Origin of the sequence: Streptomyces sp. NPDC006261 (assembly GCF_040613515.1) — a bacterium.
Taxonomy (GTDB): domain Bacteria; phylum Actinomycetota; class Actinomycetes; order Streptomycetales; family Streptomycetaceae; genus Streptomyces.
This window is the reverse complement of the sequence record NZ_JBEXSI010000015.1, coordinates 117,832-143,617: the sequence shown is the minus strand read 5'-3', so window position 1 is coordinate 143,617 and position 25,786 is coordinate 117,832. Positions and strand designations below refer to the sequence as shown.

General features: G+C 70.3%; 19 protein-coding genes and 1 pseudogene. 7 read left to right on the top strand and 13 right to left on the bottom strand.

Features of this window, described 5'->3' with window-relative positions; translation table 11 throughout:
• Positions 1-133: 133 nt before the first annotated feature.
• The 5 genes from ABZ154_RS12730 to pflB all read right to left on the bottom strand — a co-directional run bounded on the left by ABZ154_RS12730 (position 134) and on the right by pflB (position 6,965).
• A complete protein-coding gene (locus tag ABZ154_RS12730; RefSeq protein WP_356831772.1) occupies positions 134-760 on the bottom strand; it encodes a hypothetical protein in 627 nt (208 codons plus the stop codon).
• Between the two features lie 416 nt (positions 761-1,176).
• Positions 1,177-2,934: a GAF domain-containing protein gene (locus ABZ154_RS12725; protein ID WP_356831770.1), complete on the bottom strand. Its 1,758-nt coding sequence runs from the start codon at positions 2,932-2,934 to the stop codon at positions 1,177-1,179.
• Positions 2,935-3,187: 253 nt separating this feature from the next.
• Entirely contained in the window at positions 3,188-3,880 is a 693-nt protein-coding gene (locus ABZ154_RS12720; protein WP_356831782.1) for a response regulator transcription factor, read from the bottom strand.
• Between the two features lie 92 nt (positions 3,881-3,972).
• Positions 3,973-4,710 carry a pyruvate formate-lyase-activating protein gene (gene pflA / locus ABZ154_RS12715; RefSeq protein WP_356831768.1) on the bottom strand — a complete coding sequence of 246 codons (738 nt, stop codon included), beginning with the start codon at positions 4,708-4,710 and terminating at the stop codon, positions 3,973-3,975.
• Positions 4,707-6,965, bottom strand: a complete 2,259-nt coding sequence (gene pflB, locus ABZ154_RS12710) for a formate C-acetyltransferase (RefSeq protein ID WP_356831766.1) — start codon at positions 6,963-6,965, stop codon at positions 4,707-4,709. Before pflB ends, pflA begins: the two co-directional genes overlap by 4 nt.
• A 1,128-nt stretch (positions 6,966-8,093) precedes the next feature.
• Between pflB and ABZ154_RS12705 the strand changes: the two genes are divergently transcribed.
• Positions 8,094-9,299, top strand: coding sequence for a globin domain-containing protein (locus ABZ154_RS12705; RefSeq protein WP_356831764.1), 1,206 nt, complete (start codon positions 8,094-8,096; stop codon positions 9,297-9,299).
• 176 nt (positions 9,300-9,475) lie between these two features.
• Positions 9,476-10,495, top strand: a complete 1,020-nt coding sequence (locus ABZ154_RS12700) for a hypothetical protein (protein ID WP_356831762.1) — start codon at positions 9,476-9,478, stop codon at positions 10,493-10,495.
• 48 nt (positions 10,496-10,543) lie between these two features.
• Here the strand turns inward: ABZ154_RS12700 and ABZ154_RS12695 are convergent, their stop codons facing one another.
• Positions 10,544-10,966, bottom strand: a complete 423-nt coding sequence (locus ABZ154_RS12695; protein WP_356831761.1) for a pyridoxamine 5'-phosphate oxidase family protein — start codon at positions 10,964-10,966, stop codon at positions 10,544-10,546.
• A gap of 357 nt (positions 10,967-11,323) precedes the next feature.
• Here ABZ154_RS12695 and ABZ154_RS12690 point away from each other — a divergent pair.
• From ABZ154_RS12690 to adhE, 5 genes and pseudogenes are all read left to right on the top strand, one after another.
• Positions 11,324-11,552 (top strand): annotated as a pseudogene (locus ABZ154_RS12690) (MFS transporter); the annotation flags it as partial.
• 1 nt (position 11,553) lies between these two features.
• Complete coding sequence (locus ABZ154_RS12685; protein WP_356831784.1) at positions 11,554-11,739, top strand: hypothetical protein; 186 nt, start codon at positions 11,554-11,556, stop codon at positions 11,737-11,739.
• Between the two features lie 302 nt (positions 11,740-12,041).
• The gene (locus tag ABZ154_RS12680) at positions 12,042-12,776 is read left to right on the top strand and encodes a hypothetical protein (RefSeq protein ID WP_356831759.1); all 735 of its coding nucleotides are present in this window, start codon (positions 12,042-12,044) and stop codon (positions 12,774-12,776) included.
• 649 nt (positions 12,777-13,425) lie between these two features.
• Entirely contained in the window at positions 13,426-14,073 is a 648-nt protein-coding gene (locus ABZ154_RS12675; protein ID WP_356831757.1) for a CBS domain-containing protein, read from the top strand.
• 219 nt (positions 14,074-14,292) lie between these two features.
• A complete protein-coding gene (gene adhE / locus ABZ154_RS12670; RefSeq protein WP_356831755.1) occupies positions 14,293-16,935 on the top strand; it encodes a bifunctional acetaldehyde-CoA/alcohol dehydrogenase in 2,643 nt (880 codons plus the stop codon).
• A gap of 209 nt (positions 16,936-17,144) precedes the next feature.
• On the opposite strand, the gene ABZ154_RS12665 is transcribed toward adhE, so the two are convergent.
• The 7 genes from ABZ154_RS12665 to ABZ154_RS12635 form a co-directional block, all read right to left on the bottom strand.
• Complete coding sequence (locus ABZ154_RS12665; protein ID WP_356831753.1) at positions 17,145-18,461, bottom strand: YncE family protein; 1,317 nt, start codon at positions 18,459-18,461, stop codon at positions 17,145-17,147.
• Between the two features lie 537 nt (positions 18,462-18,998).
• Entirely contained in the window at positions 18,999-19,247 is a 249-nt protein-coding gene (locus ABZ154_RS12660; RefSeq protein ID WP_356831751.1) for a hypothetical protein, read from the bottom strand.
• 259 nt (positions 19,248-19,506) lie between these two features.
• Positions 19,507-21,165, bottom strand: a complete 1,659-nt coding sequence (locus ABZ154_RS12655) for a catalase (RefSeq protein WP_356831749.1) — start codon at positions 21,163-21,165, stop codon at positions 19,507-19,509.
• A gap of 251 nt (positions 21,166-21,416) precedes the next feature.
• Entirely contained in the window at positions 21,417-22,007 is a 591-nt protein-coding gene (locus ABZ154_RS12650; RefSeq protein ID WP_356831747.1) for a hemerythrin domain-containing protein, read from the bottom strand.
• 55 nt (positions 22,008-22,062) lie between these two features.
• A complete protein-coding gene (locus ABZ154_RS12645) occupies positions 22,063-23,265 on the bottom strand; it encodes a ferritin-like domain-containing protein (RefSeq protein ID WP_356831745.1) in 1,203 nt (400 codons plus the stop codon).
• Positions 23,266-23,846: 581 nt separating this feature from the next.
• Positions 23,847-24,074: a DUF2243 domain-containing protein gene (locus ABZ154_RS12640; protein WP_356831743.1), complete on the bottom strand. Its 228-nt coding sequence runs from the start codon at positions 24,072-24,074 to the stop codon at positions 23,847-23,849.
• A 254-nt stretch (positions 24,075-24,328) separates the two neighbouring features.
• Positions 24,329-25,780, bottom strand: coding sequence for an NAD(P)/FAD-dependent oxidoreductase (locus ABZ154_RS12635; protein WP_356831741.1), 1,452 nt, complete (start codon positions 25,778-25,780; stop codon positions 24,329-24,331).
• Positions 25,781-25,786 lie beyond the last annotated feature (6 nt).

Sequence of the window (25,786 nt, the reverse complement as noted above, 5' to 3'; positions counted from 1 at the left end):
TGGTTGTGAACCCTGGTGTTGTGGGGGGGGCCGCGCGGGCGGGGGGCCTGGGTCCCCGCACTCGCCCCGCGGCCCCCGGCCCCGCGGGGGGGGGGGGGGGGGTCCGTCGACGGACCCGCCCCACCAGCCGTGTTCAGCGCAGCCACCCGTGGTCACGGACGACCGGGAGCCGGGCCCACAGCCGCCCCAGACCGAACACGTCACCGGCCGAGACAGCGGCCAGAGCGATCAGCATCACCGCGTAGACCAGGTGGTAGTCGGCGAACGGGTTCGTCGACATGCTCGCCGACCCGTCCGACAGGTGCTGCGCGGGCGGCCACTCCGCCACCCACATCAACGCCATCATCAGCGTTCCCGCGAGCGCTGCCAGACGCAGCGCCACCCCCACCGTGAGAGCCAGCCCGACCCCGAGCAGACCCAGCATGAACAGCCAGTCCGCCCAGGCCGCACCCGCCCACGCGTGGAACGTCGACTCCATCGGACCGGCAGCGACATGCCCGAGGAATCCCTCGGTGGGCGAACCACCGCCGATCCAGCCCCTGCCGGAGGCGGTCGCGTAACCGAGGCCGAACGTCTTGTCGAGGAAGGCCCACAGGAAGACGAAACCCATCAGCACACGGGCCGAGGCGAGAACAAGAGGCGGTGCGGTACGCGTGCCGGCACCCGCCGACACACCCGCCTCCGGGGAAGCGGCCTGAGTCCTGCGCAACGACGGCAGGTGGACACGCGAGCTGCGGTGAGCGGGCTGGTGCACAGCCATGACGGCGATCCCTTCGACACTGGCCGAGTGGTTCCCGGCACCGCTCACTCTTCCGGGCCGCGCCACTGGGCACCCGACGCCAAAGGTCCACACCGACGGGCTGAACGGCCCCCAGAACAAGGGGCATTCGGCGCGAGCGATCGCCATCACGTCGGCGGCACCGGTCACTGGTGGCGCCGGCAGGTTCCTCGATGGCGAAGTTGCTGCGGTCGAGGAAGGTGGTGAGGCCGGTCATCAGGATGATCGCGGAGAGCTGCTCCTCGTCGAAGCACCCTCCCTGACGTCCAGTCAGCGGGGCTCGCCTCTCGTCGCCGGGGCTGCCCCGCTGTATGGCGACGGTCCGGCGAGCTGGCGGCCCCGCTCGACGGCGGCCCGAGGAAGGCGCTGGCGGGCCGCTCAGCCGCCGCTCCGCGCCCTCACGAGGCGGGCCGGGCGCTGCGCACCGCGTCCGAGGACTGCCCCAGGGGTGCGTGCCACACGAGCCGCGACCCCCCTCCTTCCGGACTCTCCAGCTCCATGTCGCCGCCGAGCGTCCGTGCGCGTTCCGCCATGTTGGCCAGCCCACTGCGGCGGCCTCCGGCCGGGATGCCGACGCCGTTGTCCGTGACCGTCAGACGGACCTGCTTGCCGTCGGTGTCCAGCACCACGTCGGCACGGTCGGCGTGGGCGTGCCGGGCGATGTTGGTCAGGGACTCGGTGAGGACGGCCATGACGTGGTCGGCGGTCCGACCGGGCACGTGCGTGTCGAGCAGGCCCTCCATGCGGACGCTGGGGGCGAAGCCCAGAAGAGGAGCTGCCTCGCCGATCGCGCGTACCGCGCGGGAGCGCAGCCCGGGCGCCGAGTCGTCGTCGCGGGAGCGCAGGCCGAAGATCGTCGACCTGATGATCTTGATGGTTTCGTCGAGGTCGTCCACCGCCCGCAGGATCCGCTCGGAAGCCACGTCGTCCTGGACGCGCCGCCCGGCGCTCTGCAGCGTCATGCCGGTGGCGAAGAGCCGTTGGATGGCCAGATCGTGCAGGTCGCGTGCGATGCGGTCGCGGTCCTCCAGCAGCGTGATCTGCTCGGCGTCCTGGCGGCGTTCCGCCAGCTCCATCGCGACGGCGGCCTGCGCGGCGAAGACCTGGAGCGGCTCGGTCTCCTTCTCGGTGAACTCCCGGCCGCCGGGCCGGCGGACCAGCAGGACCACCCCCTTGGCCTCGTCACCCGAGCCGATGGGCACGGCGACGGCCGGTCCCAGCCCGTCGAAGCGCGGCGGGCCGACCGAGAGCTGGGGGTCACGTGAACCGTCCGCGGTGCTGACAGAGGCCCGGTGAACGAACGCCTGCCCGATGAGACTGCCTTCCACGGGCAGGACGACCCCCCGCCACACGTCGGCATCCTGGCCTATCGCCAGCTCCACGGCGAGTGTGTCCGTCCCGCTCACCGGCACGGCCACCACGCTCAGGGCCGACGTGGTGATCTCCCTGGCCCGCTCCGCGATCAGCGGCAGCACCCCGGCCTGGTCCGCTCCGGACATCAGCGTATGGGTGATCTCCGCGTTCGCCTGCAGCCAGCGCTCACGCAGCCGGGACTCCTCGTAGAGGCGAGCGTTGTCGATCGCCACGCCGGCCGCCACGGCCAGCGTGGCGAGTACCGCCTCGTCGTCCTCGTCGAACCGCTGCCCGCCGCGCTTCTCCGTCAGGTAGAGGTTGCCGAAGACGTGGTCGCGCACCCGGATGGGGACGCCCAGGAAGGTGTTCATCGGCGGGTGGTGGGCCGGAAAGCCGTAGGAGGCCGGGTGCTCGGAGAGCCTGGACAGACGCAACGGCTCCGGGCGGCGGATCAGCTCGCCCAGGATGCCGTGGCCTTCCGGGTAGGAGCCGATCCTCGCGATCTGTTCCGCGTCCACACCCACCGTGTGGAAGGCGGACAGCCGTTTACCGTCCGGGCCGATCACTCCGAGCGCGGCGTACTCGGCGTCGACCAGAGCCGCCGCGGCCTCGACGATGCTGCGCAGCGCCTGCTCCAGATCCAGCTCGCGACCGACCGACAGCACGGCCTCCAGCAGGCTGTGCACCCGGTCCCGGGTGCCGCGCGCCGCGTCCAGCCGGGCCTGCAGCTCCTCCAGCAACTCGTCCAGCCGCAGTTGCGGCAGTCGTACCCGGGCCTCGCGGGGTCCTTCGGCGTTCTCCACCCGCTGCTCCTCCAACGCCTCACCGCCTGTCGGCAACCATCGCGTTTGACCGCCACAGTAACGGCTCGAACAGGGAGGAGGGCAGGAGACCGCCTCAGGCGTACGGGAGGTCCGGCCGGAAATGATCATTCCGGGCGGGCGGAGGTGAGGCCCCACACATCGCCGTACGAGACACGGGCCTTCACCGGGGCGGTCGGCGCACCGTCCCCGCACGGGATGGGGTGGTGCCCGGCGGTGTTCCGGGCGACGGCCTTCAGCGTCCGTCGGGTCGCATACGGTCGCGAGCCTGGGTGGCGATGACCGCGGCCTGGACGCGGCGCTCCACGCCGAGCTTGGCGAGCAGGCGGGAGATGTGGTTCTTCACCGTCTTCTCCGCGAGGTACAGCCGCTGCCCGATCTGCCGGTTGGTCAGTCCTTCCCCGATCAGGTCGAGGATCTCGCGCTCGCGGTCGGTCAGCCCCGGCAGCATCTCCGGCTCCTCGGCCGGCTGACCGCCCCGCAGTCGCGCCATGAGCTTGGCCGTGGCGCTCGCGTCCAGCAGCGACTGGCCACGGGCCACCGTCCGCACCGCCGTGACCAGGTCCGATCCCTGGATCTGCTTCAGGACGTAGCCGGCGGCTCCCGCCATGATCGAGTCCAGCAGTGCTTCCTCGTCGTCGAAGGAGGTAAGCATCAGGCAGGCCAGGTCCGGCATGGTCGAGCGCAGTTCGCGGCAGACGGTCACCCCGTCGCCGTCGGGCAGACGCACGTCGAGGACGGCCACGTCGGGTCGCAGAGCGGGAACCCTCACCAATGCCTGCTCCGCCGTCGCCGCCTCCCCGATGACCGCTATATCCGGTTCGTCCTCCAGCAGGTCGTGCACGCCTCGCCGTACCACCTCGTGGTCGTCCAGGAGGAACACCCTGATCGGACCGCCCGTGCTGCCGCCCTGCTCGCTGTACGCCATCGACCGCTCCTCGTATGCCTCGTCCTGTGCTGGCATCCTCATCCTGTCGGACGGCCCAGGACCAGGGCCGGTCGGCCCCACTTTCGCCCGCGTCAATGGGCCACGAGACCATACTCGCGGAACTGACCCCTTACCCGGTCCACCAGCGCCGGGCCGGGAATCGGCGTGTCACGCAGAGGGAAGGGGATGCCCAGTGCGTCGTACTTGGCGGCGCCGAGCTTGTGGAACGGCAGGACGTCGACCCGCTCCACGCAGCCCAGGCCCGAGAGGAACGCGGCGAGTCCGTCGACGGCGATCCCGTCGTCGGTCCAGCCGGGCACCAGGACGTACCTGATCCACACGCGCTTGCCCAGGCTCTCCAGACGGGTCACGAAGCTGAGGGTGGGAGCGAGTGCGCCGCCGGTCAGCTTCCTGTAGGTGGTGATGTCGAAGGACTTGATGTCGAGGAGCACCAGATCGGTGTCGGCGAGGAGCTCGTCCGAGGCCCGGACCCCCAGGAGGCCCGAGGTGTCGAGGGCCGTGTGCAGACCGGCCTGCTTGCAGCGGCGCAGGACCGCCGCGGTGAAGGCCGACTGGAGCAGAGGTTCACCACCGGTGACGGTGACCCCGCCCCCCGCCGTGGTGATGAAGCCCTGGTACGTGCCGATCTCAGCCATCACCTCGTCGACGGTGGCCTCCCGTCCGTCGCGCATGTGCCAGGTGTCGGGATTGGCGCAGTACAGGCAGCGCAGCGGGCAGCCGCTCACGAAGAGCACGAACCGGGTCCCGGGACCGTCCACGCCGGTGGACAGGTCCCAGGAGTGGATCCGGCCTGTCGTCACGGTGCTCACAGTGCGCCGTGGAAGGTGCGGCTGATCACGTCGAGCTGCTGCTCGCGGGTCAGGCGGACGAAGTTCACCGCGTAGCCGGAGACCCTGATGGTCAGCTCGGGATAGTTCTCCGGGTGCTCCACGGCGTCCTCCAGCACGGCCCGGCTCAGCACGTTCACGTTCATGTGGAAGCCGCCCGCGGACACGTAGGCGTCGAGGATGCCGACCAGGTGACCGGCGCGTTCCCCGGGGACGTGCCCCAGCCCTTCCGGGGTGATCGTGGTGGTCAGGGAGATGCCGTCCCGTGCGGCGTCGTAGGGCAGCTTGGCCACCGAGAGGGCGGAGGCGGCCACTCCGTGCTTGTCGCGGCCGTTCATCGGGTTGGCGCCGGGAGCGAAGGGCTGTCCGGCGCGCCGGCCGTCGGGGGTGTTGCCGGTGTGCTTGCCGTACACGACGTTGGAGGTGATGGTCAGCACGGACTGGGTGTGCTCCGCGTCGCGGTAGGCGGGGTGCTCGCGCACCTTCGCCATGAACGACTCCACCAGGTCGACGGCGATGCTGTCGGCACGGTCGTCGTTGTTTCCGTACACCGGGAACTCCCCCTCGGTCCGGAAGTCCACAGCCAGCCCCGTCCGGTCGCGGAAGACCCTGACACGGGCGTGCTTGACGGCGGACAGACTGTCCACGGCGACGGACAGACCGGCGATGCCGCAGGCCATGAAGCGGTGGACGGGGTAGTCGTGCAGCGCCATCTCGATGCGCTCGTAGGCGTACTTGTCGTGCATGTAGTGGATGACGTTGAGCGCGTCGACGTACGTCCGCGCGAGCCAGTCCAGGACGCGGTCGTACGCCGCCGACAGCTCGTCGTAGTCGAGGTACTCACCGGTCAGCGGCGCCATCTCAGGGATGATCCGGTCGCCGGTCATCTCGTCCTGGCCGCCGTTGACGGCGTAGAGCAGCGCCTTGGCGAGGTTGACGCGGGCTCCGAAGAACTGCATCTGCCTGCCCACCGCCATGGCGGAGACGCAGCAGGCGATCGCGGTGTCGTCGCCGGTGCGTGCCCGCATCAGGTCGTCCGACTCGTACTGGACGGCGCTGGTGTCGATGGACACCTGTGCGCAGAACTCCTTGAAGCCGTCCGGAAGCCGCGACGACCACAGCACGGTCAGGTTCGGTTCCGGGGCGGGACCGAGGTTGTACAGGGTCTGCAGGAAACGGAAGGAGGTGCGGGTGACCAGCGTGCGGCCGTCGGCACCGATGCCGCCGATGGACTCCGTCACCCAGGTCGGGTCGCCGGAGAACAGCGCGTCGTACTCGGGGGTGCGCAGGAAGCGGACGATGCGCAGCTTGATGACGAAGTCGTCGATCAGCTCCTGGGCGCGCGTCTCGTCGAGGAGTCCGCCGTCCAGATCGCGCTGGAGGTAGACGTCCAGGAAGGTGGAGGTCCGGCCGAGCGACATCGCCGCGCCGTTCTGCTCCTTCACGGCGGCCAGGTAGCCGAGGTAGAGCCACTGCACGGCCTCGTGCGCGGTGGCCGCGGGACGGCTGACGTCACAGCCGTACGTGGCCGCCATCGCCGTCAGCTCGCCCAGCGCCCGGATCTGTTCGGCGAGTTCCTCCCGGTCGCGGATGACGTCCGCGGTGGACGGCACGGCGTCGAGGCGGGCGCGGTCGGCGTCCTTGGCCTCGACGAGCCGGTCGGTGCCGTAGAGGGCGACGCGCCGGTAGTCCCCGATGATCCGGCCACGGCCGTAGGCGTCCGGCAGGCCGGTGATGATGCCGACCCTGCGGGCGGCGCGCATCGCCGGGGTGTAGGCGTCGAAGACGCCGGCGTTGTGGGTCTTACGGTAGGTGTCGAACACCCTCGTCACGAACGGGTCCGGCTCGTAGCCGTACGCCTTCAGCCCGTTCTCCACCATGCGCAGGCCGCCGTTGGGCATGATCGCCCGCTTCAGCGGGGCGTCGGTCTGCAGGCCGACGATCAGCTCACGGTCGCGGTCGATCCAGCCGGGGGCGTGCGAGGTGATGGTGGAGGGGGTGGCGGTGTCCACGTCGAGGACGCCCCTGCGCCGTTCCTCCGGGAACAGCGCGCTGACCTTCTCCCATACCGCCCGTGTGCGGTCCGTCGCACCGGTCAGGAAGGCGGCGTCGCCTTCGTAGGGCGTGTAGTTGGCCTGGATGAAGTCCCGCACGTCGATGCGCTCACGCCACCCGCTCCCGGTGAACTGTCGCCAGGCGTCGGCGGTCCGGGGGTCGGCTGTCACCGTCGCGGTCATCACAGGTCCTCTCGTCGGACGGTCTCGTCACTGCCGATGCTCGTCGTGGGGGCCGGCTGCGGGCAGTGCCGGACAGGGCACCGGGCGGGCCCGGGCGGCCCCGGTCGGCGGGACCTTCGGCCTCCCCCGGACAGTTACCGGGCGCGGTGCGGCGAGCCGGTCGGCGGTGTTCGCTCCGAAGTCCAAGGGCCCTGCGGCACCTGGTGGCAGGAGCCGGGAGGGGGTGCCAGGTCTGCGCTCCACTCTGCGGGCCGCCACGGCGACTGTCGGAGCGACTCCCCCGTGGCCGCGTCCAGCAGGGCTTGGGCGCGAGCCCGCCGCACACTTCTCGTCCTTCCGTCGCGGGCCGCCGGTCGCGTGGTGGGCAGGGCGGTGGCGGGCGGGACGACGCCGAGGGAGATCACGAGGGAGACGATCGCCGGCATCTGCGGTTCGGTCGTCCCACCGCCACGGTCGGCTATCTCGTCCGGCCGTATCTCGTCTACCGCAGGCGGGCCGCTCCGGCAGCGGCCCCGGGCCGCCGGCGGTCGGCCTCCGGCTCCCCGGTGAGCCGCGCGAAGTGCCGGCCGCGGCCACGAGCCGCGCCCTCCGAAGCTCCACTCGAAGAAGGACCCCGCACCGCCCGCCGCCGGCGTGTTCTCGTGAGGTGGACGCCGAGGTGGTCCTGCGGGGTGCGGAACGGCCATCGCGGTGATGTGCCGTCCACCGCTTCCTCCACCGGGTACCTGGTGGAGGAAACCCGGTATCGGTCCGAGTTCTGCCTGTCGCCGCCGCGCGCGAGTCCGCCGCTCTGCGCTTCCGGCCCGAGAGGCCCGGCCACCCCCGCTGCCCGGTGAAGGATGTTCTGCGCGTCTCGTGAGCCGGCCTCGCCGCGTGGGGAGTCTCCCCCGCACCGGGCGTCGGCGGGCCGCAACGGCGAGCCGGCACGTACGCACGGCCGTTCCGGACAAGGGGCGGTAGGGCCTTCGCGCTCGCGCGACCCGGTCGGCGGGTCCGTTTGCCGGATGGCGGGATGCACCCGAGCCGGTCGGCCCCGTGGAGAAGGCCGATCGGCCCATCTGGCCCGGTACCCGGACCGCCAGGATGGTGAGCACAGTTCCCCTGCACGCCGTCCTGTCGAGGAGACCCATGCTTTCGCCCGATTCGGCCGCCGTCGTCCGCGCCACCCTGCCCGCCGTCGGCGGAGCTCTGGACGAGATCACGGCCCGGTTCTACGGCACCATGTTCGCCGAGCAGCCCGACCTGCTGGACGGGCTGTTCAACCGCGGCAACCAGGCCACCGGTGGTCAGCGCCGCGCTCTTGCCGGTTCCATCGCCGCCTTCGCGCAGGCACTGCTCGCCGATCCCGGGACCAGGCCGGACGCACTGCTCTCCCGGATCGCCCACAAGCATGCGGCGCTCGGTGTGACCGAGGACCAGTACACGATCGTCCACAAGTACCTCTTCCGTGCCATCGCGGAGGTGCTCGGCGAAGCGGTCACGCCGCAGGTGGCCGCCGCCTGGGACGAGGTGTACTGGCTCATGGCGGGCGCCCTGATCGCCCAGGAGGCCCGTCTCTACCAGCAGGCGCAGGTCGACCCCCGTCACCCGTGGCGGAAGTGGACGGTGGTGGAACGGCGTGAGGAGACCCCCGATGTGGTGTCCTTCCTGCTGCGCCCGGCCGACGAGGATCCCGTGCCGCCCGCCCGCGCCGGCCAGTACGTCAGCGTCAGGGTGCGGATGCCCGACGGCATACACCAGGTACGCCAGTACAGCCTGTCGGGCGCCCCCGGCGACCAGCTGCGCCGGGTCACCGTCAAGCGGGTGGCGAGCCTGTCCGACGCGCCCGAGGGCGAGGTGTCCAACCAGTTGCACCGCACCGTCGGGGCCGGCGACCAGCTCGCTCTGTCCGCTCCGTTCGGCGATGTGGTCCTCGACAAGGCCGACAGCCCTCTGCTGCTGGTCTCGGCCGGCATCGGCTGCACCCCGATGGTCGGCATGCTCGAACACCTCGCGGCGACCGGAGCCACCCGCACGGTCACGGTGCTGCACGCCGATCGTTCGCCGGCGGACCACGCCCTGCTCTCGGACACCCACCGCCTGGTGGGGCGCCTGCCCGCTGCCCGGGCGGAGTTCTGGTACGAGCAGAACGCTGCCGCCGAGCCCGGAGCCCACTCCGGTCTGATGGACCTCGGGGAACTGAAGCTGTCCGCCGGCACTGATGTCTACCTCTGCGGCTCACTGCCCTTCATGCGGGCCGTCAGGGCACAACTGCTCGACTCGGGGGTTCCGGCGCGCCACATCCGCTACGAGGTCTTCGGCCCCGACCTGTGGCTGGCCCACGCCGAAGCCTGAGCGCGGACGACACGGGGGCGCGGGGCCGGGCGACCTCTGCGGCGAAGGCGGTGCGGGCCGCCCTCGGGGCGGTGCCACGTGGAGGGCGGGGAGGGGCCGCCCAGCCCTCCCGTGAGCGGGCATGGTGCCGCAGGGCGGGGTGGGTGACAGGCGAGAGCTTGTGAAGGAGAGTCGCCATGAGGACCCGGGAAATCGATGCCGCAGCCGTCCAGACCCTGCTGGCCGCGGCGGTGGCCGCGCCCTCGATCCACAACACGCAGCCCTGGCGGTTCGGCCTGGACGCGGACAACGGGTCGGTCGAAGTCCGTGCCGCCGCCGGACGGCGGCTTCCGGTGACCGATCCCGACCTGCGTGCCCGCCATCTCTCTGTGGGCGCGGCCGTCTTCAATCTCCGGGTGGCCGCGGCGCACCTGGGCTGGGTGCCCGTCGTCCGGCTGCTGCCCGCCGAGGACGATCCCGAGCTGCTGGCCGTCGTGCACCTCGCCGGGGCCGGCGAGGACGGGCCCCCGTCCTTGCGGTCGCTGTACGAGGCCGTCGAACGGCGTCACAGCAGCCGGATGCCGTTCACCGGCCGCCCCGTGCCTGAGGCGATCGTGACGGAGATGATCGCTGCGGCGCGCACGCGGGGCGCCCGCCTCGAGGTCCCCGACATCGTGGGGACCAGGCGTCTGCTGCGGTTGACCCAGGCGGGCGAGGTCCGCAACGCTTCCCACCCCGGCCGCACGGCGGAGGCGCACGGCTGGCTCACCGCCCCGGGACCCGACTCCGGGTACGGCACCCCCGTCACCGCGGTGGGAGCCCTGGACGCGTCCGGCCGGATACCGATGCGGGACTTCACCGGTCAGCTGCCCGTACCGCATCTTCCTGCCCTGCACTTCGAACGCCATGCACAGGTGGCACCGTTGTGGACCGCGCGGGACCGGCGGGAGGACTGGCTGCGGGCGGGCCAGGCGCTGCAGCACGTGCTGCTCACGGCGACCTCGTACGGGGTACGCACCTCGATACTGCACCAGGCGATGGAGTGGCTGGATCTGCGGGCGGCGGTGAGTGGTTCGCAGCAGCGGTGCCCGCAGCTGCTGATCCGGTTCGGGTACGGCCCCGAGGACGGTCGCACCCCGCGCGCGGCCGCGTGCGCCGCATCGTCCCCAACGCCCGGGGCGGCGGTTTCCGGTGAAGGGACCGCCCCGTCCGCCTGACCGTGTCCGGCGGTACTGCCGACCGGAGACGCACGCGGAAACGCCCGCTCATCCCGTGGTGCGTGTGCCCGTGATCTCGCGGCCCGTGACCAGCTCGGACTCGATACGCACGAACACCCCGTCACGTACGGGCATCCAGGAATGCGGGCCGGACCGCGAGAGCCGTTCGTGCTCGGCGGGCTCGGCCACCACGCCGGCCCGACCGGTGACGACCACGCTCCAGCCCGACCGGGTCGCCGCGCTGAACTCGTCCGCCTCGAAAGCGACCACGGCACCGTCGATGGCGTGCACGAGGTCGGAGTCCGCCGAGGTGTACAGCACAACGGAGTCGTCCTCGTCCACGGCGAAGTTGACCGGGAGGACCGCGGGCAGCGCCTGCCGGGTGTACACGACCCGGCCGAGCGGCACTTCGACGAGCAGACGAAGGCATTCCAGCCGGTCGAGAATGCGGATGGCGTCGTTCTCGAGCATCCCACCATCCTCCGCGCCGCGGTATGACGCCGGGTAGGGCCGGTCGGCCCTATCTGCGGGTCCTGGCAGCAGACGGCCGCAGCCGCAGTTCCGACCGAGTCGTGTGAGCAAACCGGGGCGCCGCGCCCTTTCGAAGTGGACCGGCCGGATTCGATGGAGGACCGTCAGCCTCGCGGCAGGGCCCCCTGGCCCATGCCGCCCCGGCGCCCCGAGGACGACAGTGGCTGAGCAGTCGCCGATCCGCAGGCGTAAGACCTGCGGATCATCCATGTCGCGGAAACATACAGATGGGAAGAGGCGGACAGCATGGCCGAGGTTTCGACGGCGGACAGCGACAGGACGGCGTCGGGTGCGCCGATGCCCGGCCGGGCCTGGCTGATGCCGGCCCTGGCCACCGCCGGTTTCGCGGTCACCTTCTGGGCCTGGGCACTGCTCAGCCCGCTCGGCCCTCGGTTCAGGGACGGTCTCGACCTGTCGTCGTTCGAGCAGTCGCTGCTGGTGGCGATGCCGGTCGTCGTCGGTTCTCTGGGCCGGCCGGATCCCGGTCGGCGCACTGACCGACCGGTTCGGCGGACGGGTCATGTTCCGTGCCACCGCTGGTGACGGGGTCGCTGTTCGGGCTGTTCGAGTCGTACGCGATCGGCCTTGTCCTGCTCGCGACCGTGTCCGCCGGGACGCTGGCCTTCACCCTTACCGCCGTCGATGCCTCGTCCGCGGACGGTGAGCGGAAGTCCCGCGCCAGCAGGCAGCGCGAGCCCCGCACGGCCGGCTGAACCGCCTGCGGACCGGCGGCCCGGACCGGCGCCAGGTAGGGACCGTGGGACAGATCGTCGTCCGACCGGCAGGGGCCCGCCATGCGCCATCGGCCCGGCCTGCGCCTCCGAACGGGCCGTCATCCGGGCCAGGGCGAGCCGCGTCGCGGCACTCGCCGAGTCGCGCGGCCGCCCCCGACCGGCTGATGCGCGTAGCGGCTGTACGTATTTTGGCTGACGCCGAAACTGTCGCGCTCTGTCACCGTGCTTCGAGATGCGCCCCGGTGCCGACGCACCCGGGCGCCACTATCAAGGGAGCGGGAATGAAGGTGCACGGACTGCGGCGGGTTCCGGTCGTCGTGGTGACGCTGGCGACGGTGGCCCTGCTGGCCGGCTGCGGAGGCGGCGACGACGGGGCCGGAGGCGGCGGAAGCGATGCCGTGACCGAGGACCCGGCGAAGGGCACGTCGGCGGGGAAGACGGGTGGCGGCCAGTTCGACGCAGCCGGCCTCGAGAGCGTGGCGGTCGCCGAAGCGGACCTGCCCGGATACACCTTCACCGTCTTCAAGCAGGGCACCGTCCTCGGCACCAAGGGGAAGCCGGCCGACCCGGCCGCCTGCCAGCCCATGGAGGACATCCGGCTGCGTTCGCCCGAACCCGCGCCGACCGCGGCGGCGGCCCGATCCGTCCGCCCGAAGACGGACACGAAGGCCACCGACATCACGCTGTACGCCTACGGCAAGGCTGCCGACGCCGAAGTGCTCCTCACCCGCGTTCGCGACGCGGCGGAGAGCTGTACCGGCTACGAGGACGACATGGGCCTCAACCCGACCGTCACCGCTCTCCCCGACCCCGATCCGGGCCCGGCCGACGATGCCTTCGCCTACAGAAGGGAGTTGTCGGGAACGGCGCACTGGTACCGGGTGGTGCGCAGCGGTTCGAATGTGGCCGTCTTCGGCTGGCAGAGCCTGGTCGCGCACAGGAGCGCGGGCGACGCCCCGGAGGAAGTGATCACCGCACAACTCGAAAAGCTGACGGCGACGGCAGGCGCGGACTGAGCTCCTCCTTCAGCCGTCCTGGTGCTCCCGGAAGCGGGCTCCGGTCCGGGCGCTGAGTTCGGCGCTTCGCCGTAGTGGGCACCACGCAGCTCCAGGCGCTCGGCGAGATCGTCGCCGAGCGCCTCCTTGCCGGTGCCACCTCCGGGCGAGGCCCCGACGCGGCACACTTCTCCCCCACGACCGGACTGAACCACATCTCCGGCTCGCCGTTCCGGGCGCCGCAGGCACGTCCGGGAGGGCCGACCGGGCCGCCCCGGAGGGGGCCGAGCGGAGCGGACACAGCAGCCGGGCACGGGGCTCCTCGGCCCTGTGGCCAGGGCCGGGTCGCCCCTCCCCATCAGGACCGGCCGCCCCTGGTCCGTGACTGCGGAGCGCGGCAGTCTTGAGGCGTGGCGGCACGGTCACAGGCAGCGGAGCACCGGGTCGCCCGGCACCTCGGTGCCCGTGAGACCTCCGCCACCATGCGAGCGCTCCAGGACGGTACGAACGGACTCACCACGGTGGCGCCTGTCGGGCGGTCGCGCGTTCCCCCGTGGCGGAACGGCTCGCAGAAGTGGGCGTCACCCGGCGCCTGCCAGGTCTGGCGGGGCACCGGAGCCGGCCATCGGCTCCGGCCCTCTTCGCCCATGCTCGTGAAGGAGGATCCATCATGCCCCCTCGCACTGTCGGTGAGGTGATGACACGGGACGTCGTGCAGGCCGGCCCGACGACACCGTTCAAGGAGGTCGTGCGTCTGCTCGACCACCACCGGATCAGCGGACTGCCGGTCGTCGACGCCGACGACAAGGTCCTCGGTGTGCTGTCCGGAAGCGACCTGGTAGGCGCACAGGCGTATCGGGAAGGCTCCGCTCCGCCCTTGGCCGTGACCGCGCAGGAGGTGATGTCCAGCCCGGCCGTCACCGTGCACCCGGAGCAGTCGGTACCGGACGCCGCCCGGCTCATGGAGCGCCGCGGTGTCGAGCGGCTGCCCGTGGTGGACGAGGCCGACCGCCTGATCGGCATCGCCACCCGCCGCGACCTCCTCCGGGTCTTCCTGCGTGCGGACGAGGACATCCGCCGAGAGGTGACCGAGGAGATCGCCGGCGGAGCGGAGGGACTGCCGTCCGACACGGTCCTCGTCTCCGTTCGCGACGGTGTCGTCACTCTCGAGGGCCGGGTGGAACTGCGTTCCCGGGTACCGGAGATCGTCTACGCCGCCTGGCGCCTCGAAGGTGTGGTCGGCGTGGTGAACGGTCTGGGCTTCCGCATCGACGACTGTGCCGCACCGGCCGGACCCGCTCGCACCGGGAGTTCATGAGAGCCCGGCGAGCAGCCTCGACCGGCGGCTCGGGCGGCCTGGGCCGACGGTCCCTACCGAGCCGGGCCGGACGGCGTCGGCGAAGGCCCTCCGGGTCCTCCTGCGCCAGACGGCACCAGAGGACAGTGAGGTCACAGAGCGGGACGGTTCACCGTCGCACCGCTCCTGGCCGGCACCGCCGCGCACCACGGCGGCCCCTGACAACGGAGGCACATCACCATGACCCGACAGGACGTGCGGACCGAGGCCCGCGTCAGCACCGGCGCCCCGTCCGACACCGCGGTCGCCGTGGACCGTCTGGTCACGGACGGCCTCAAAGCACTCGCCGGCTACGACGCCCTCACCCAGGAACAGGTCGACCACATCGTCAGGAAGGCGTCGGTCGCCGCCCTGGACCAGCACACCGCTTTGGCCCGTCTGGCGGTCGAGGAGACGGGACGCGGGGTCTTCGAGGACAAGGCGGCCAAGAACATGTTCGCCTGTGAGCACGTCACGCACAGCATGGCCCACATGAAGACCGTCGGGGTCATCGGCCGGGACGACATCGAGAACATGGTCGAGATCGCCGAACCGGTGGGCGTGGTGGCCGCGGTCACCCCCGTCACCAACCCGACCTCGACCACGATCTTCAAGGCGCTGATGGCGCTGAAGACCCGTAATCCGGTGATCTTCGCGTTCCACCCCTCCGCCCAGCGCTGCAGCGCCGAAGCGGCCCGCGTCGTGCGGGACGCGGCCATCGCCGCCGGTGCCCCGGAGCACTGCGTGCAGTGGATCGAGGCCCCGTCCGTCGAGGCGACCAACACGCTGATGCGGCACCCCGGAGTCTCCCTGATCCTCGCCACCGGCGGCAACGCCATGGTCAAGGCCGCCTACTCGGCCGGCAAGCCCGCACTCGGCGTCGGCGCCGGAAACGTCCCCGCCTACGTCCACCGCAGCGCCAAGCTGCGCAGGGCCGTCAACGACCTGGTGCTGTCCAAGTCCTTTGACAACGGCATGATCTGCGCCTCCGAACAGGCCGTCATCCTGGACACGGCGGTCTACGACGCGGCACTCGCCGAGTTCCGCACCCTGCACGCCCATCTGGCCACCCCGCAGGAGAAGGCGAAGCTGGAGACCTTCCTGTTCCCCGCCACCGGCGGTTCGGGGGCCGGCTGCGAGCCCAAGGTCAACGCCGCCGCCGTCGGACAGAGCCCCGCGTGGATAGCCGAGCGGGCCGGGTTCTCGGTGCCGGAGAACACTTCGGTCATCCTCGTCGAGGCCGAACGCGTAGGTCCCGACGAGCCGTTGACCCGCGAGAAGCTCTGCCCGGTCCTCGCCGTGCTGCGCGCCGAGGACGAGCGTCATGGCTTCGGCCTTGCCGCCGACATGGTCGCCTTCCACGGCCAGGGCCACAGCGCCGTCATCCACACCGAGGACGCGGCTGTGGCCGAGGCGTACGGCATGCGGATGAAGACCGCACGGATCATCGTCAACTCCCCGTCCTCCCAGGGTGCGATCGGCGGCATCTACAACGGCTTGCTGCCGTCACTCACCTTGGGCTGCGGCTCCTGGGGCAGCACCTCGGTCTCCAACAACGTCTCCGCCGCCCAACTGCTGAACGTCAAGCGGGTCTCCGCCCGCCGCAACAACCTCCAGTGGTTCAAGGTCCCGCCGAAGATCTACTTCGAGCCGCAGGCCATCCGCTACCTGACCTCCATGCCCGACGTCCACCGCGTCACCATCGTCACCGACGCCACCATGACCCGCCTCGGCTTCGTCGACCGGATCAGCCGCGTCCTGCAACAACGCCGGGAACCGGTCACCCTCCAGATCATCGACAACGTCCAGCCCGAACCCAGCATCGATTCGGTCCAGCACGGCGCCGCTCTCATGCGGGACTTCCGCCCCGACACGATCATCGCGCTCGGCGGCGGTTCCCCCATGGACGCCGCCAAGGTCATGTGGCTGCTGTACGAGCAGCCCGGCATCGACTTCGCGGACATGCGGCAGAAGTTCTCCGACATCCGCAAGCGCGCCTTCCGCTTCCCCGCCCTGGGCAAGCTGGCCCGTCTGGTCTGCGTGCCCACCACCTCCGGCACCGGCGCAGAGGTCACCCCCTTCGCCGTCATCTCCGACCCCGCCACCGGCAAGAAGTACCCCCTGGCCGACTACGCGCTCACGCCCAGCGTGGCCATCATCGACCCCCTGCTCACCACGGTCCTGCCCCCTGCCCTCGCAGCCGACAGCGGCTTCGACGCCCTCACGCACGCTGTCGAGGCGTACGCGTCCGTCTACGCCAACGACTTCACCGACGGCCTCGCGCTGCACGCCATCCGTCTGGTCTTCGACCACCTGGAGGCAGCGGTCACCGACCGCGAGGGCGCACCGGAAGCCCGGGAGAAGATGCACAACGCCGGCACCATCGCCGGCATGGCCTTCGGAAACGCCTTCCTCGGCATCGTCCACGCCATGTCCCACACTCTCGGCGCGACCTTCCACATCGCGCACGGGCGCACCAACGCCGTACTGCTCCCCCACGTCATCCGCTACAACGGCACCATCCCGACGAAGCTGACCGGCTGGCCCAAGTACGAGGACTACCGCGCTCCCGAACGCTTTCAGGACATCGCCCGCGCCCTGGGGCTGCCCGCAACGACCCCGGCCGAGGGCGTGGAGTCCCTCGCCGCGGCCGTCGAGCACCTGCGCGACGCCGTCGGCATCGAGCCGACGTTCAAGGCGCTGGGAGTCGACGAACGGACCTTCCTGGACGCGCTGCCGCAGCAGGCCGTCAACGCCTACGAGGACCAGTGCGCACCGGCCAACCCCCGCATGCCGATGCTGGACGACATGCGGGAGCTGATGCGCACGGCCTACTACGGCTGAGCACGGGGCGGCCTCCGCGCGGAAGCCGCTGACGGGGTTTTCCCTGACAGCCCTGGCAGAGGACCGCAGAGGACCGCCCGGAGGGCGATCACCGTCCGTCGTGCCTCGCGACCAGGGCTGGAGGCGGAGGAACTGCTCCCGCCCGTACCGTCGGATGTGGTGCGGCGCCTTCGGGGCGAAGCGTCGCGAGGCTCGGGTCCCGGAGCGTCTCAGCCCGTGGCGGGGCCCGTCCAGCCTGTGGGGACGTGGCCGAGGCGGACCCGCTGCGGGTGGTCGCCGACGGGGACGGAGGTGACCTTCTCGCCGGTGGCGAAGTCGATCACCGTCACCTGGTCGGTGCCGCTCTCGGACACCACGCAGTGCTTGCCGTCTCCGCTGACGGTGGCCCAGTAGGGCTTGGAGGCGGTGACCAGCGGGCCCTCGTGAAGGGACTCGCGGTTCACGACGGTGACGTAGTCGTCCATGGTGCCGGCGATGCAGAGCTTGTCGCCCTGGGGACTCATGGACATGCCGTGATGGCGGGAGTCATTGACGTAGGTGGTGCGATCGTCACTGGTGTCCGGGTTCTTCGGCAGCGTCTTCACCCGGGTGATCTTGTCCGTGTGCACGTCGTACTCGACGAAGCCGTTGAAGAAGGAGACCTGGAAGTACATCTTCGACTCGTCGGGCGTGAAGGCGACGGGGCGCAGCGCGTCGGACAGGTCCTTGCGGCCGAAGGCGTCGAGCCGCTCGCGCATGTCGATGACCTTCTTGACCTGGAAGGTCCTCGCGTCGGCGACGGTGATGCGCCGGTCGCCCTTGGTGAAGTCCTGCCACGGCGCGTCCAAGTCGGTGTTGACCTCGCCGATGGCCATGTTCCAGAGGTGCTTTCCGCCGTCGGTGTAGACGTTCTCGTGCGGCTTGTCACCCGCCTTGAACCTGCCCGCCTCCTTGCCCGTCGCCATGTCCAGGACGTGCACGGTGTTGGAGGTGGAGGCGGAGACGGCGACCTGGGTTCCGTCGGGGGAGACCGCCATGTGGTCGGAGCGGAAACCGGACACCGGGAAACGCCAGTTGATCTTGCCGCTCTCCACGTCCATGGAGACCACATCGGCGAAACTGGGCCGGGAGGCGATCACGGACCTGCCGTCCTTCGTGGTGTACATGTCGTCGACGTACTGGTCGTGACCCTCACCCGGGCCGATCCGGATGCCGAGGAAGTACGCGAGCTTGACGGGGTTGAGGTAGATCTCCCACAGGCGCTCCTTCTTGTCGGGGATCATGTCGATGCGGCCGATCTTGGCGTAGTCGCCACGGGAGTTGATGACGTCGGCGGTGCCCTCCCAGTTGTTGCCGACGAAGAACACCTCCTTGAGCCCGTCCGCGGAGGTGGCCCGGGTCTGTTCCCGTGCTTGCTTCGGGATCTCGCTCGCGCCGGCCGAGCCCGGGATGGCGGGCAGCACGCCTAAGGTCAGCCCGACGGCGACAAGGGCGGCCGCACCGAAGGGGTGCCGACGGCGAGGACGAGGAGCAGGGGAACGCGTCATGGCGAACTCCAGAGGCAGGGGTGGGCGGCGCGCCGTCAGTCACAGGCCCGCGTCTGTTACTGGAGGTAACGTAGCCAGGAGAGGGACTCATGAACAGAGTCCGATCGAGATTCCTCCATGGATGCGTACGAGCCTTCCCGGCGACCGGCCACCGGCAGCCCCGTCCGAGCCGCCTTGTTGCGGGCATCCGGGCCCGCCCGACGGGCGAGAGGCATCGGCCTCCCCGGCGAAGTCAGTGCCCTTCGCCGTGACGACGGCGGTCAGCCGCTCTCGTCCTCGTCGACCTCATCCAGCTCCCTGACCGCCCCGTGCCCGGAAGTCGTCCGTGAGCGAAGTGAGGTAGTCCCGCGCCCCACAGGTGCCGCCGAAGAGCATCGCGGCCTGGCCGGCCCACAGGCCGTCATCGTGGTGCCCCTCTCGTGCGACGCCCTCGGGTGGACGTCCCGAGTAGCCCGTTCTCAGCGATCCACACCCGGGGCGGACGTGGGACGGCCGCCCCGGGGCGGACGTGGGACGGCCGCCCCGGGGCGGGGCGCGTCAGCCGCCGAGCTTGCCCACCGCGTCGTCCAACGACGTCGCCACCAGAGTCAGGTCCTGCGGGGCGGGGTACCTGGTGCCCAGCCGGTCAACGAGCTCCGCCCGTGTCAGCACCACCGCCGCGCCGCGGAGGTCGTCACCATCAAGGGCGGAGCGGTCGGCCACCTGAGCGCGGCCCTCCAGAAGGACCAGAGCGGAGTCGTCGTCCGCCGCCTCCAGCAGCTCGCGTACGAGAGCCTCGTTGATCATCCCGTGTTCCCTTCCCTGTTCCCGGTTGTCCGCTCACGGGCCGCCGTTGCGGCGGGGCCCGAGCTGTCCTCGCCCATAGCTGTGCGGACGGCGCCCCTGATGCGGTGCGTCAATGCTGCGACGGGCCCCAGGGCCGTGGTCGCCATGGCCGATCCGACGCCGGGATCCGGGGCGGGCCCGCGTCCCACCGCGGCTCAACATCCGCGGTGCGTCGGTCGAAGTGATCCCGGGGCAGGCGACTGTGTTCCCACTCGCACGTTCAGCGAACGACGACGTGACGCTCGTTGGGAACGCAGTGCGTCATCGTGAGACCCTCGACGTCACGCGGCGGGTTCTCGCCCAGCCGGGCAAGACGCTCACGGTCGTCGTCCGACAGATCCTGGCTTGCCAGAGGCCGCAGTCCCTTTACATCCTGCGGGGTAATGCCCAGCCCGTCGCCGACCCGGCGGCCGAGATCGTTCTCGACGAGGAGGAAGTGCCAGACCATCCTTTCCTGCACCGCGCGGTCGCATGCGGAGAGCATGCTGATGAAGTTCGTCACCAGATCGTCCCGCTCCCAGTCCTCCATGAGGAGGTAACGCTGGCCGGCCTGCAGGTAGTCGTTGGTCCGGGGAAGGCGTTTGCGGGTGAGGCGGCCGCGGATCTCCGGCCCCTGCTCGTCGTGCGTCGGGTACTGCGCCTCGCGTAGCCCGCCGGTGATCGACGGCTCGTAGTTCACCTCGGGGTTCTCACCGTGGTGGCCGTTGTCGTACGCCATCAGCCCGTCGCGCTGGTTGGTGGCCACGTGGGCGTTCTTCGCCCGGTTGACGGGAAGCTGCAGGTAATTCGGGCCCACCCGGTAGCGCTGGGTGTCGCTGTAGGAGAAGGTCCGTCCGACCAGCATCTTGTCGTCGGAGAAGTCCAGTCCGTCGACCAGTACACCGGTGCCGAAGGACACCTGCTCGTTCTCCGCGAAGTAGTTGTCCGGCACCCGGTTGAGGACCATCCGGCCCACTGCCTTCGGCGGGAAGTCCTCCTCGGGCCAGGTCTTCGTGTCATCGAGCGGATCGAAGTCCAGCTCGGGATGGTCGTCGTCGGACATCATCTGCACGACCAGTTCCCACTCGGGGTACTCCCCTCGCCGGATGGCGCTGTAGAGGTCCTTCGTGGCATGCCCCAGCTCATCCGCCTGTACGTTCGCCGCGTCCTCGGCCGTCATGCTGCGGACGCCCTGCTTGGGCAGCCAGTGGTACTTGACCAGCACCGACTCGCCTTCGTTGTTCACCCACTTGTACGTGTTGACGCCGAAGCCCTGCATGTGGCGGTAGTCGGCGGGAATGCCCCGTGGACTGAACAGATTCACGAGCATGTGCATGCTTTCCGGCGTCTGCGAGATGAAGTCGAAGATGCGCCCCGGCTTCTGCTCGTGGGAGACCGGGTCTGGCTTGAGGGCATGGATGACGTCAGGGAACTTGATCGCGTCCCGGATGAAGAACACACCGAGATTGTTGCCCACGAGATCCCAGTTGCCGTCTTCGGTGTAGAACTTGACGGCGAAACCCCGGGGGTCGCGCGCCGCCTCCGAGGAGTCACGGCCACCGATCACCGTGGAGAAGCGGACCGCAACGTCAGTGCGCTTGCCCGCCTCCTGGAACAGCTTGGCCCGGGTGTAGCGGGAAACAGGCTCCTCGCCCCACTTCCCGTACGCCTCGAAGTGGCCATAGGTCGTCACGCCCCGCGCGTGCACCACACGCTCAGGGATGCGTTCCCGGTCGAAGTGGCTGATCTTCTCCAGGAACTGGTAGTTCTCCAGGGTGGCCGGGCCGCGGGCCCCCACGGTGCGTTGGTTCTGGTTGTCGAAAACTGCATGGCCCTGCCGGTTCGTGAGTTCCGGCCGGTCATCGTCCGCGGCCGACCCGGCGTTCGCTACGTCTGTCACAGTCAACTACTCCTTCTCCGCTGTTTCTGCTCTGTCCGGCCGGCGGCCATCGCCGCCGCACCGCTGGACGCGGTGGTCAGCGCTCTGCCTCTGCGGCGGGTCTATCGGGGCCGAGGCTGACCGTGCGTCTGCCGCACGGTCCAGGCCACCGGCTGTGTGCCCGAAGCGGTCCGCCACGGCCGCCCTCAGCTGCTTCTTCTCCTCGCGCCTCTCACGGTCGTCGTCATCCGGGAGTCAGGTCTTCGAGGTGGTCAGCCGTCCTTGCCCATGGCTTTGCGTACGGCGTCCTTTGTTCGGTCCATGAGTGCGGCGACGGGCCCCAGGGCCATGTTGGCGCCGGCGGATTCCACGCCTGGATGGGGACGGGTGGGGGCCATGGCCTCGGCGGCCTTGACGCCCCGCGCCATGGAGGCGAGCCGGGCGCTGTCGGTACTGCGCCGGATGTGGGTGAACTCGTAGCGCTCCTCGGCGCGTGCGTGGTGCTGGACGTCCCGGCGCAGCTTCATGAGCCGGGGCATGAAGGTGGGATCGTCGGTGTCGATGGTGTCGAGGTCGGCGAGGGCCTCCTTCGCCGCCTTCTCCTCCTGGAGGCGGTCCTCCACCACCTGTTCGCCGCCGGGGAAGCTGCGGCGGGCGAAGGGATGGACCACTTCCTCCTCGGCCGTCTCGTGAACGGCCAGGAGACGCACCAGTCGCCGGAAGGCGTCCCTGCGTGCGTCGCCACTGCTGTGCTCGACCTCGTCGAAGAGGTTGCGGATGTCTCCGTGCTGGCGCATGAGCAGCGCCACCACGTCCTCCTCGTCGGCCGGCGGGGCGTCGGACCGTTCAGTCTGTGCGGTCATGCGGGTTCTCCTCGGTCGTTGTCGGCCGGGCGACCGGGCGGGGTGGTGGTTGTGGTCACTTGGCCGACCGGAGCTCGGGGACCGGGTGTTCGCCCTCGGTCTCCAGCCGGTAGTCCCCGCCGATCATGGCGTCGTGCTGGGCCAGCACCTGGTCGCTCGGGGCCGGTTCACCGCCGTGGATGGCTTCCTGCATCGCCTCGAACCGCTCATGGGCCTCCCGGACGTATCCGGTGCCCAGCGTGGTCAGGTCCAGCTGGTCCGCGATCAGCTCGCGCAGGTAGCCCTTGTTCGGCTCGAACGTGAGCACGTTGGGCAGCGACGGCGCGCAGACCTCCGCCGCCTCACGGCCGTCGTGCCGGCGCATCAGATCGGCCGCGATGTGCAGGTGCTCCAGCTCCATGTTCAGGTGCAGCTCCCAGATCGCCTTGACCGCCGGGTCGCTCTCCTGCTCCATGAAGGAGTGGTACAGGTAGCACTCGTTGTACTCGTGATGGACGAGCTGCTCCCACCAGGACTCACCCGGGTCGACGAGCGACTCGTAGTGCGTGACGTGCTCCTCCTCGATGAGCCCGATCTCCTGGTACAGCTGCCGGGCGATCGGCTCCATGTAGGTGGGCCCGGTGTTCATGTAGAAGTTCATCGTCTGCTGCTCCGCCGACATGATCGTCAGTGCGTGCAGCCGGGACAGCGGATGGACGGTGTTCCTGTCGTACGGCTCGCGCACATTGTCGACCGGGTCGCGGTGATGCAGCGGAGTGGGGCGCCCCGGCATCACCTCGGTCAGACCGTCCACGATCTTCTCGGCCTTGCGGTGCTCGATCATCTCGTACAGGTTGGCGTACCGGTACAGATGGTCGAAGTCCTCCAGCACACCGAACTGGTACGCCTGCCGCAGATACGGATCCGGCTCCATCCGGGCCACCCACGCGGTGAGGTCCACCGCCACCTGCTCATAGGCGATCGTCGTCTCCAGCACCGAGGAAACCCCCGGAAGCAGCCAGTTCACCGCCTTCTGCTGCTGCGCCTCGATGTAGCGCGTCCGGGCGAGCTGCTGCTTGACACCGAGGTCCGGACAGTGCCGGGCCATCTGGTGGCTGAACATGATCGCCTCGACCTCGATGCCGTTCATCGTGATGATGCGGCACCGGGTGTAAGGGTCACAGTGATCGGGGTCGATCGGCTTCACGTTCAGCTCACGCCAGTTCCTCATCTGACGGTCCAGCGGGATACCACGCTGCTCCAGCGGATTGAAAGCCATGCGACGCCTCCTTGGGAGACAAAGGGAGAGCTGACCGAGTATCCCCGCGCCACGCCCTCAAACCAGGGAACCGCGCCGCTTTGTCATCGCCTCGGCCCGGGGGTACCGGCCAGACCAGGCTGAAGGAGATGAGCCCCCCGCCTGCGACTCCTTTCGCCTGCGACTCCTTTTCGTGAGGCGCTATCCATTTCCTGCCGGGAAGGTGTGGGTTCTTGACTCAAAGGAACGAGATGCAGACAACTGCACTCTGGACGCCCATCCGGGTGACGGGGCCGGGTGGTAAGTCGATGCCAAGCGCAATCAGCGATCCGTTGTCCTGCGGTCCCTGTTCAGGGAGGCCGCCATGCCCAGGATCAGGTGGCCGACCATGTGGGTGGTGAACGGCGCGCCCGGCTGTGTGCCCACCTCAGCCCACGCCACACCCGCACTTCCGACGGTGGCGGACACTCCGCGCCACCAGGGCCAGGTGTCCCCCCATCACCACAGACGGCCTGCGGCCGACCAGTAGACGACAGCAGTCGCCGACGGGGAAGTCGCCGGCGCCTGCTCGAACAGGCCGGGGCCCGCGACGTGCGCGAGGATCACGATGCCGATGCGGCCCGGCCGGACCGGCGAGCGCGGACACCCAGCACGAGGCTGACCAGAAGAAGCGTCAGGCCGCCGATGCTCCATGCCCAGGCGTACAGGGTGATGTCGAAGCAGTAGCGGATCTGGTGCAGGCGCAGCAGCTTGTGGGCGGCGATCCCGTCGAAGATGGGAAAGCGCCGAGCCCCAGGAAGACGGCTGCCCAGCCGTACGGCGGTGCCCAAGCGCGGTAGTCCACCGCCCCCGCCCGAAACGAGGCCGTTCGACGAACCAGTATTGCCGCACAGAGCCGAAAGGCGCCCGCCAGCAATGGGCTTCCCCTGGGAATCTCCTGGAACTTCCGGGGCCCATCAAGCGGCACGAACGTGAAATAGCGGAAAGGTCATTCGTACAGGTGAGCGTGACCATCAACTGCTCATCGCGGCAGGTCACCGCACTCGCTGTGGCGTTTCCCGGTGTGTGTGCTTGACGGCGTTTCCTACCCCCTGAAAGTCTCCAGCAGCCGCAGCCACACCTCGCTGATCGTCGGGTACGCGGGAACCGCGTGCCACAGCCGGTCGATGGGGACCTCGCCCGCCACCGCGACCGTCGCGGAGTGCAGGAGTTCGCCGATGCCGGGGCCGACGAACGTCACGCCGAGCAGGATGTCGCGGTCCAGGTCGACGATCATCCGGGCGCGGCCCTTGTAGCCGTCGGCGTACAGGCCTGAGCCAGCGACCGAGGCGAGGTCGTAGTCGACGGCGCGGACGCGGTGGCCCGCTCGTTCGGCCTCGGCGAGGGTGAGGCCGACGGATGCGGCCTCGGGGTCGGTGAAGACGACCTGGGGGACGGCCGCGTGATCGGCGGTGGCTGCGTGGGCGCCCCAAGCGCCGGTCTCCAGGGGCGGGACCTTCTGGGCGCGGGCGGCGATCACGGCGCCCGCGATACGGGCCTGGTACTTGCCCTGGTGGGTGAGGAGGGCGCGGTGATTGACGTCCCCGACCGCGTACAGCCAGTCGGTGCCCTCGACGCGGCAGCTGTCGTCCACCGTGAGCCAGGAGCCGGGCTTCAGGCCGACCGTCTCCAGGCCCAGGTCGTCCGTGCGCGGTGCCCGGCCCGTGGCGAAGAGGATCTCGTCGGCCTCGGTGCGGCTGCCGTCGTCCAGGACGACCGTGACCGGGCCGTCCGGTGCGGGGCGCTCGACGGCGGTGACGGAGACGCCGGTACGTATGGTGGCCCCGGCCTCCTCCAGCGCCTCGGCCACCAGCTCGCCCGCGAAGGGCTCCATCTTCGGGAGCAGGCCTTTGCCGCGGATCAGCAGCGTGACCTCGGCGCCCAGCGCCTGCCATACGGTGGCCATCTCCACGCCGACCACTCCCCCGCCGACGACCACGAGCCGGCCGGGCACCTCCTTGGCGCTGGTGGCCTCGCGGCTGGTCCAGGGGCGGGCCCCGGCGATGCCGGGGAGGTCGGGGACGACCGCCCTGGTGCCGGTGCACACAGCGACGGCGTGCCGGGCGGTGAGCCGGTGCTCGGCGCCGCCGGGCCCGGTGACGGTGACCGCGCGAGGGCCGGTGAGGCGTCCGGTACCGCGGTGGATGTCCGCTCCGACGCTCTCCAGCCAGGCGACCTGTCCGTCGTCCTTCCAGTGACTCGTCTCGTCGTCGCGGTGGGCGAGGACAGCCTGTACGTCGAGGGGGCCCTCTACGGCACCACTCAGGCCCGGGACGCGGCGGGCGTCGGCGCGGGCGACCACGGGGCGCAGCAGGGCCTTGCTCGGCATGCAGGCCCAGTACGAGCATTCGCCGCCGATCAGCTCGGACTCCACCACGGCCGTGCTGAGCCCCGCCGCGCGGGCCCGGTCGGCTACGTTCTCCCCCACCGGACCTGCGCCGATGACCACCACGTCGTACTCGGAGACGTCCGCCGTCTCAGTCGCTGCATCAGTCATGGAAAC

Excerpts from the sequence above, each read along its gene's own strand:
- ABZ154_RS12675 (WP_356831757.1), top strand. The coding sequence starts at position 13,426 with ATGCCCCCTCGCACTGTCGGTGAGGTGATGACACGGGACGTCGTGCAG.
- ABZ154_RS12695 (WP_356831761.1), bottom strand. The coding sequence starts at position 10,966 with ATGCTCGAGAACGACGCCATCCGCATTCTCGACCGGCTGGAATGCCTT.
- adhE (WP_356831755.1), top strand. The coding sequence starts at position 14,293 with ATGACCCGACAGGACGTGCGGACCGAGGCCCGCGTCAGCACCGGCGCC.
- ABZ154_RS12665 (WP_356831753.1), bottom strand. The coding sequence starts at position 18,461 with ATGACGCGTTCCCCTGCTCCTCGTCCTCGCCGTCGGCACCCCTTCGGT.
- ABZ154_RS12660 (WP_356831751.1), bottom strand. The coding sequence starts at position 19,247 with ATGATCAACGAGGCTCTCGTACGCGAGCTGCTGGAGGCGGCGGACGAC.
- ABZ154_RS12700 (WP_356831762.1), top strand. The coding sequence starts at position 9,476 with ATGAGGACCCGGGAAATCGATGCCGCAGCCGTCCAGACCCTGCTGGCC.
- ABZ154_RS12680 (WP_356831759.1), top strand. The coding sequence starts at position 12,042 with ATGAAGGTGCACGGACTGCGGCGGGTTCCGGTCGTCGTGGTGACGCTG.
- ABZ154_RS12730 (WP_356831772.1), bottom strand. The coding sequence starts at position 760 with ATGGCTGTGCACCAGCCCGCTCACCGCAGCTCGCGTGTCCACCTGCCG.
- ABZ154_RS12635 (WP_356831741.1), bottom strand. The coding sequence starts at position 25,780 with ATGACTGATGCAGCGACTGAGACGGCGGACGTCTCCGAGTACGACGTG.
- ABZ154_RS12650 (WP_356831747.1), bottom strand. The coding sequence starts at position 22,007 with ATGACCGCACAGACTGAACGGTCCGACGCCCCGCCGGCCGACGAGGAG.
- ABZ154_RS12720 (WP_356831782.1), bottom strand. The coding sequence starts at position 3,880 with ATGGCGTACAGCGAGCAGGGCGGCAGCACGGGCGGTCCGATCAGGGTG.
- ABZ154_RS12645 (WP_356831745.1), bottom strand. The coding sequence starts at position 23,265 with ATGGCTTTCAATCCGCTGGAGCAGCGTGGTATCCCGCTGGACCGTCAG.
- ABZ154_RS12705 (WP_356831764.1), top strand. The coding sequence starts at position 8,094 with ATGCTTTCGCCCGATTCGGCCGCCGTCGTCCGCGCCACCCTGCCCGCC.
- pflB (WP_356831766.1), bottom strand. The coding sequence starts at position 6,965 with ATGACCGCGACGGTGACAGCCGACCCCCGGACCGCCGACGCCTGGCGA.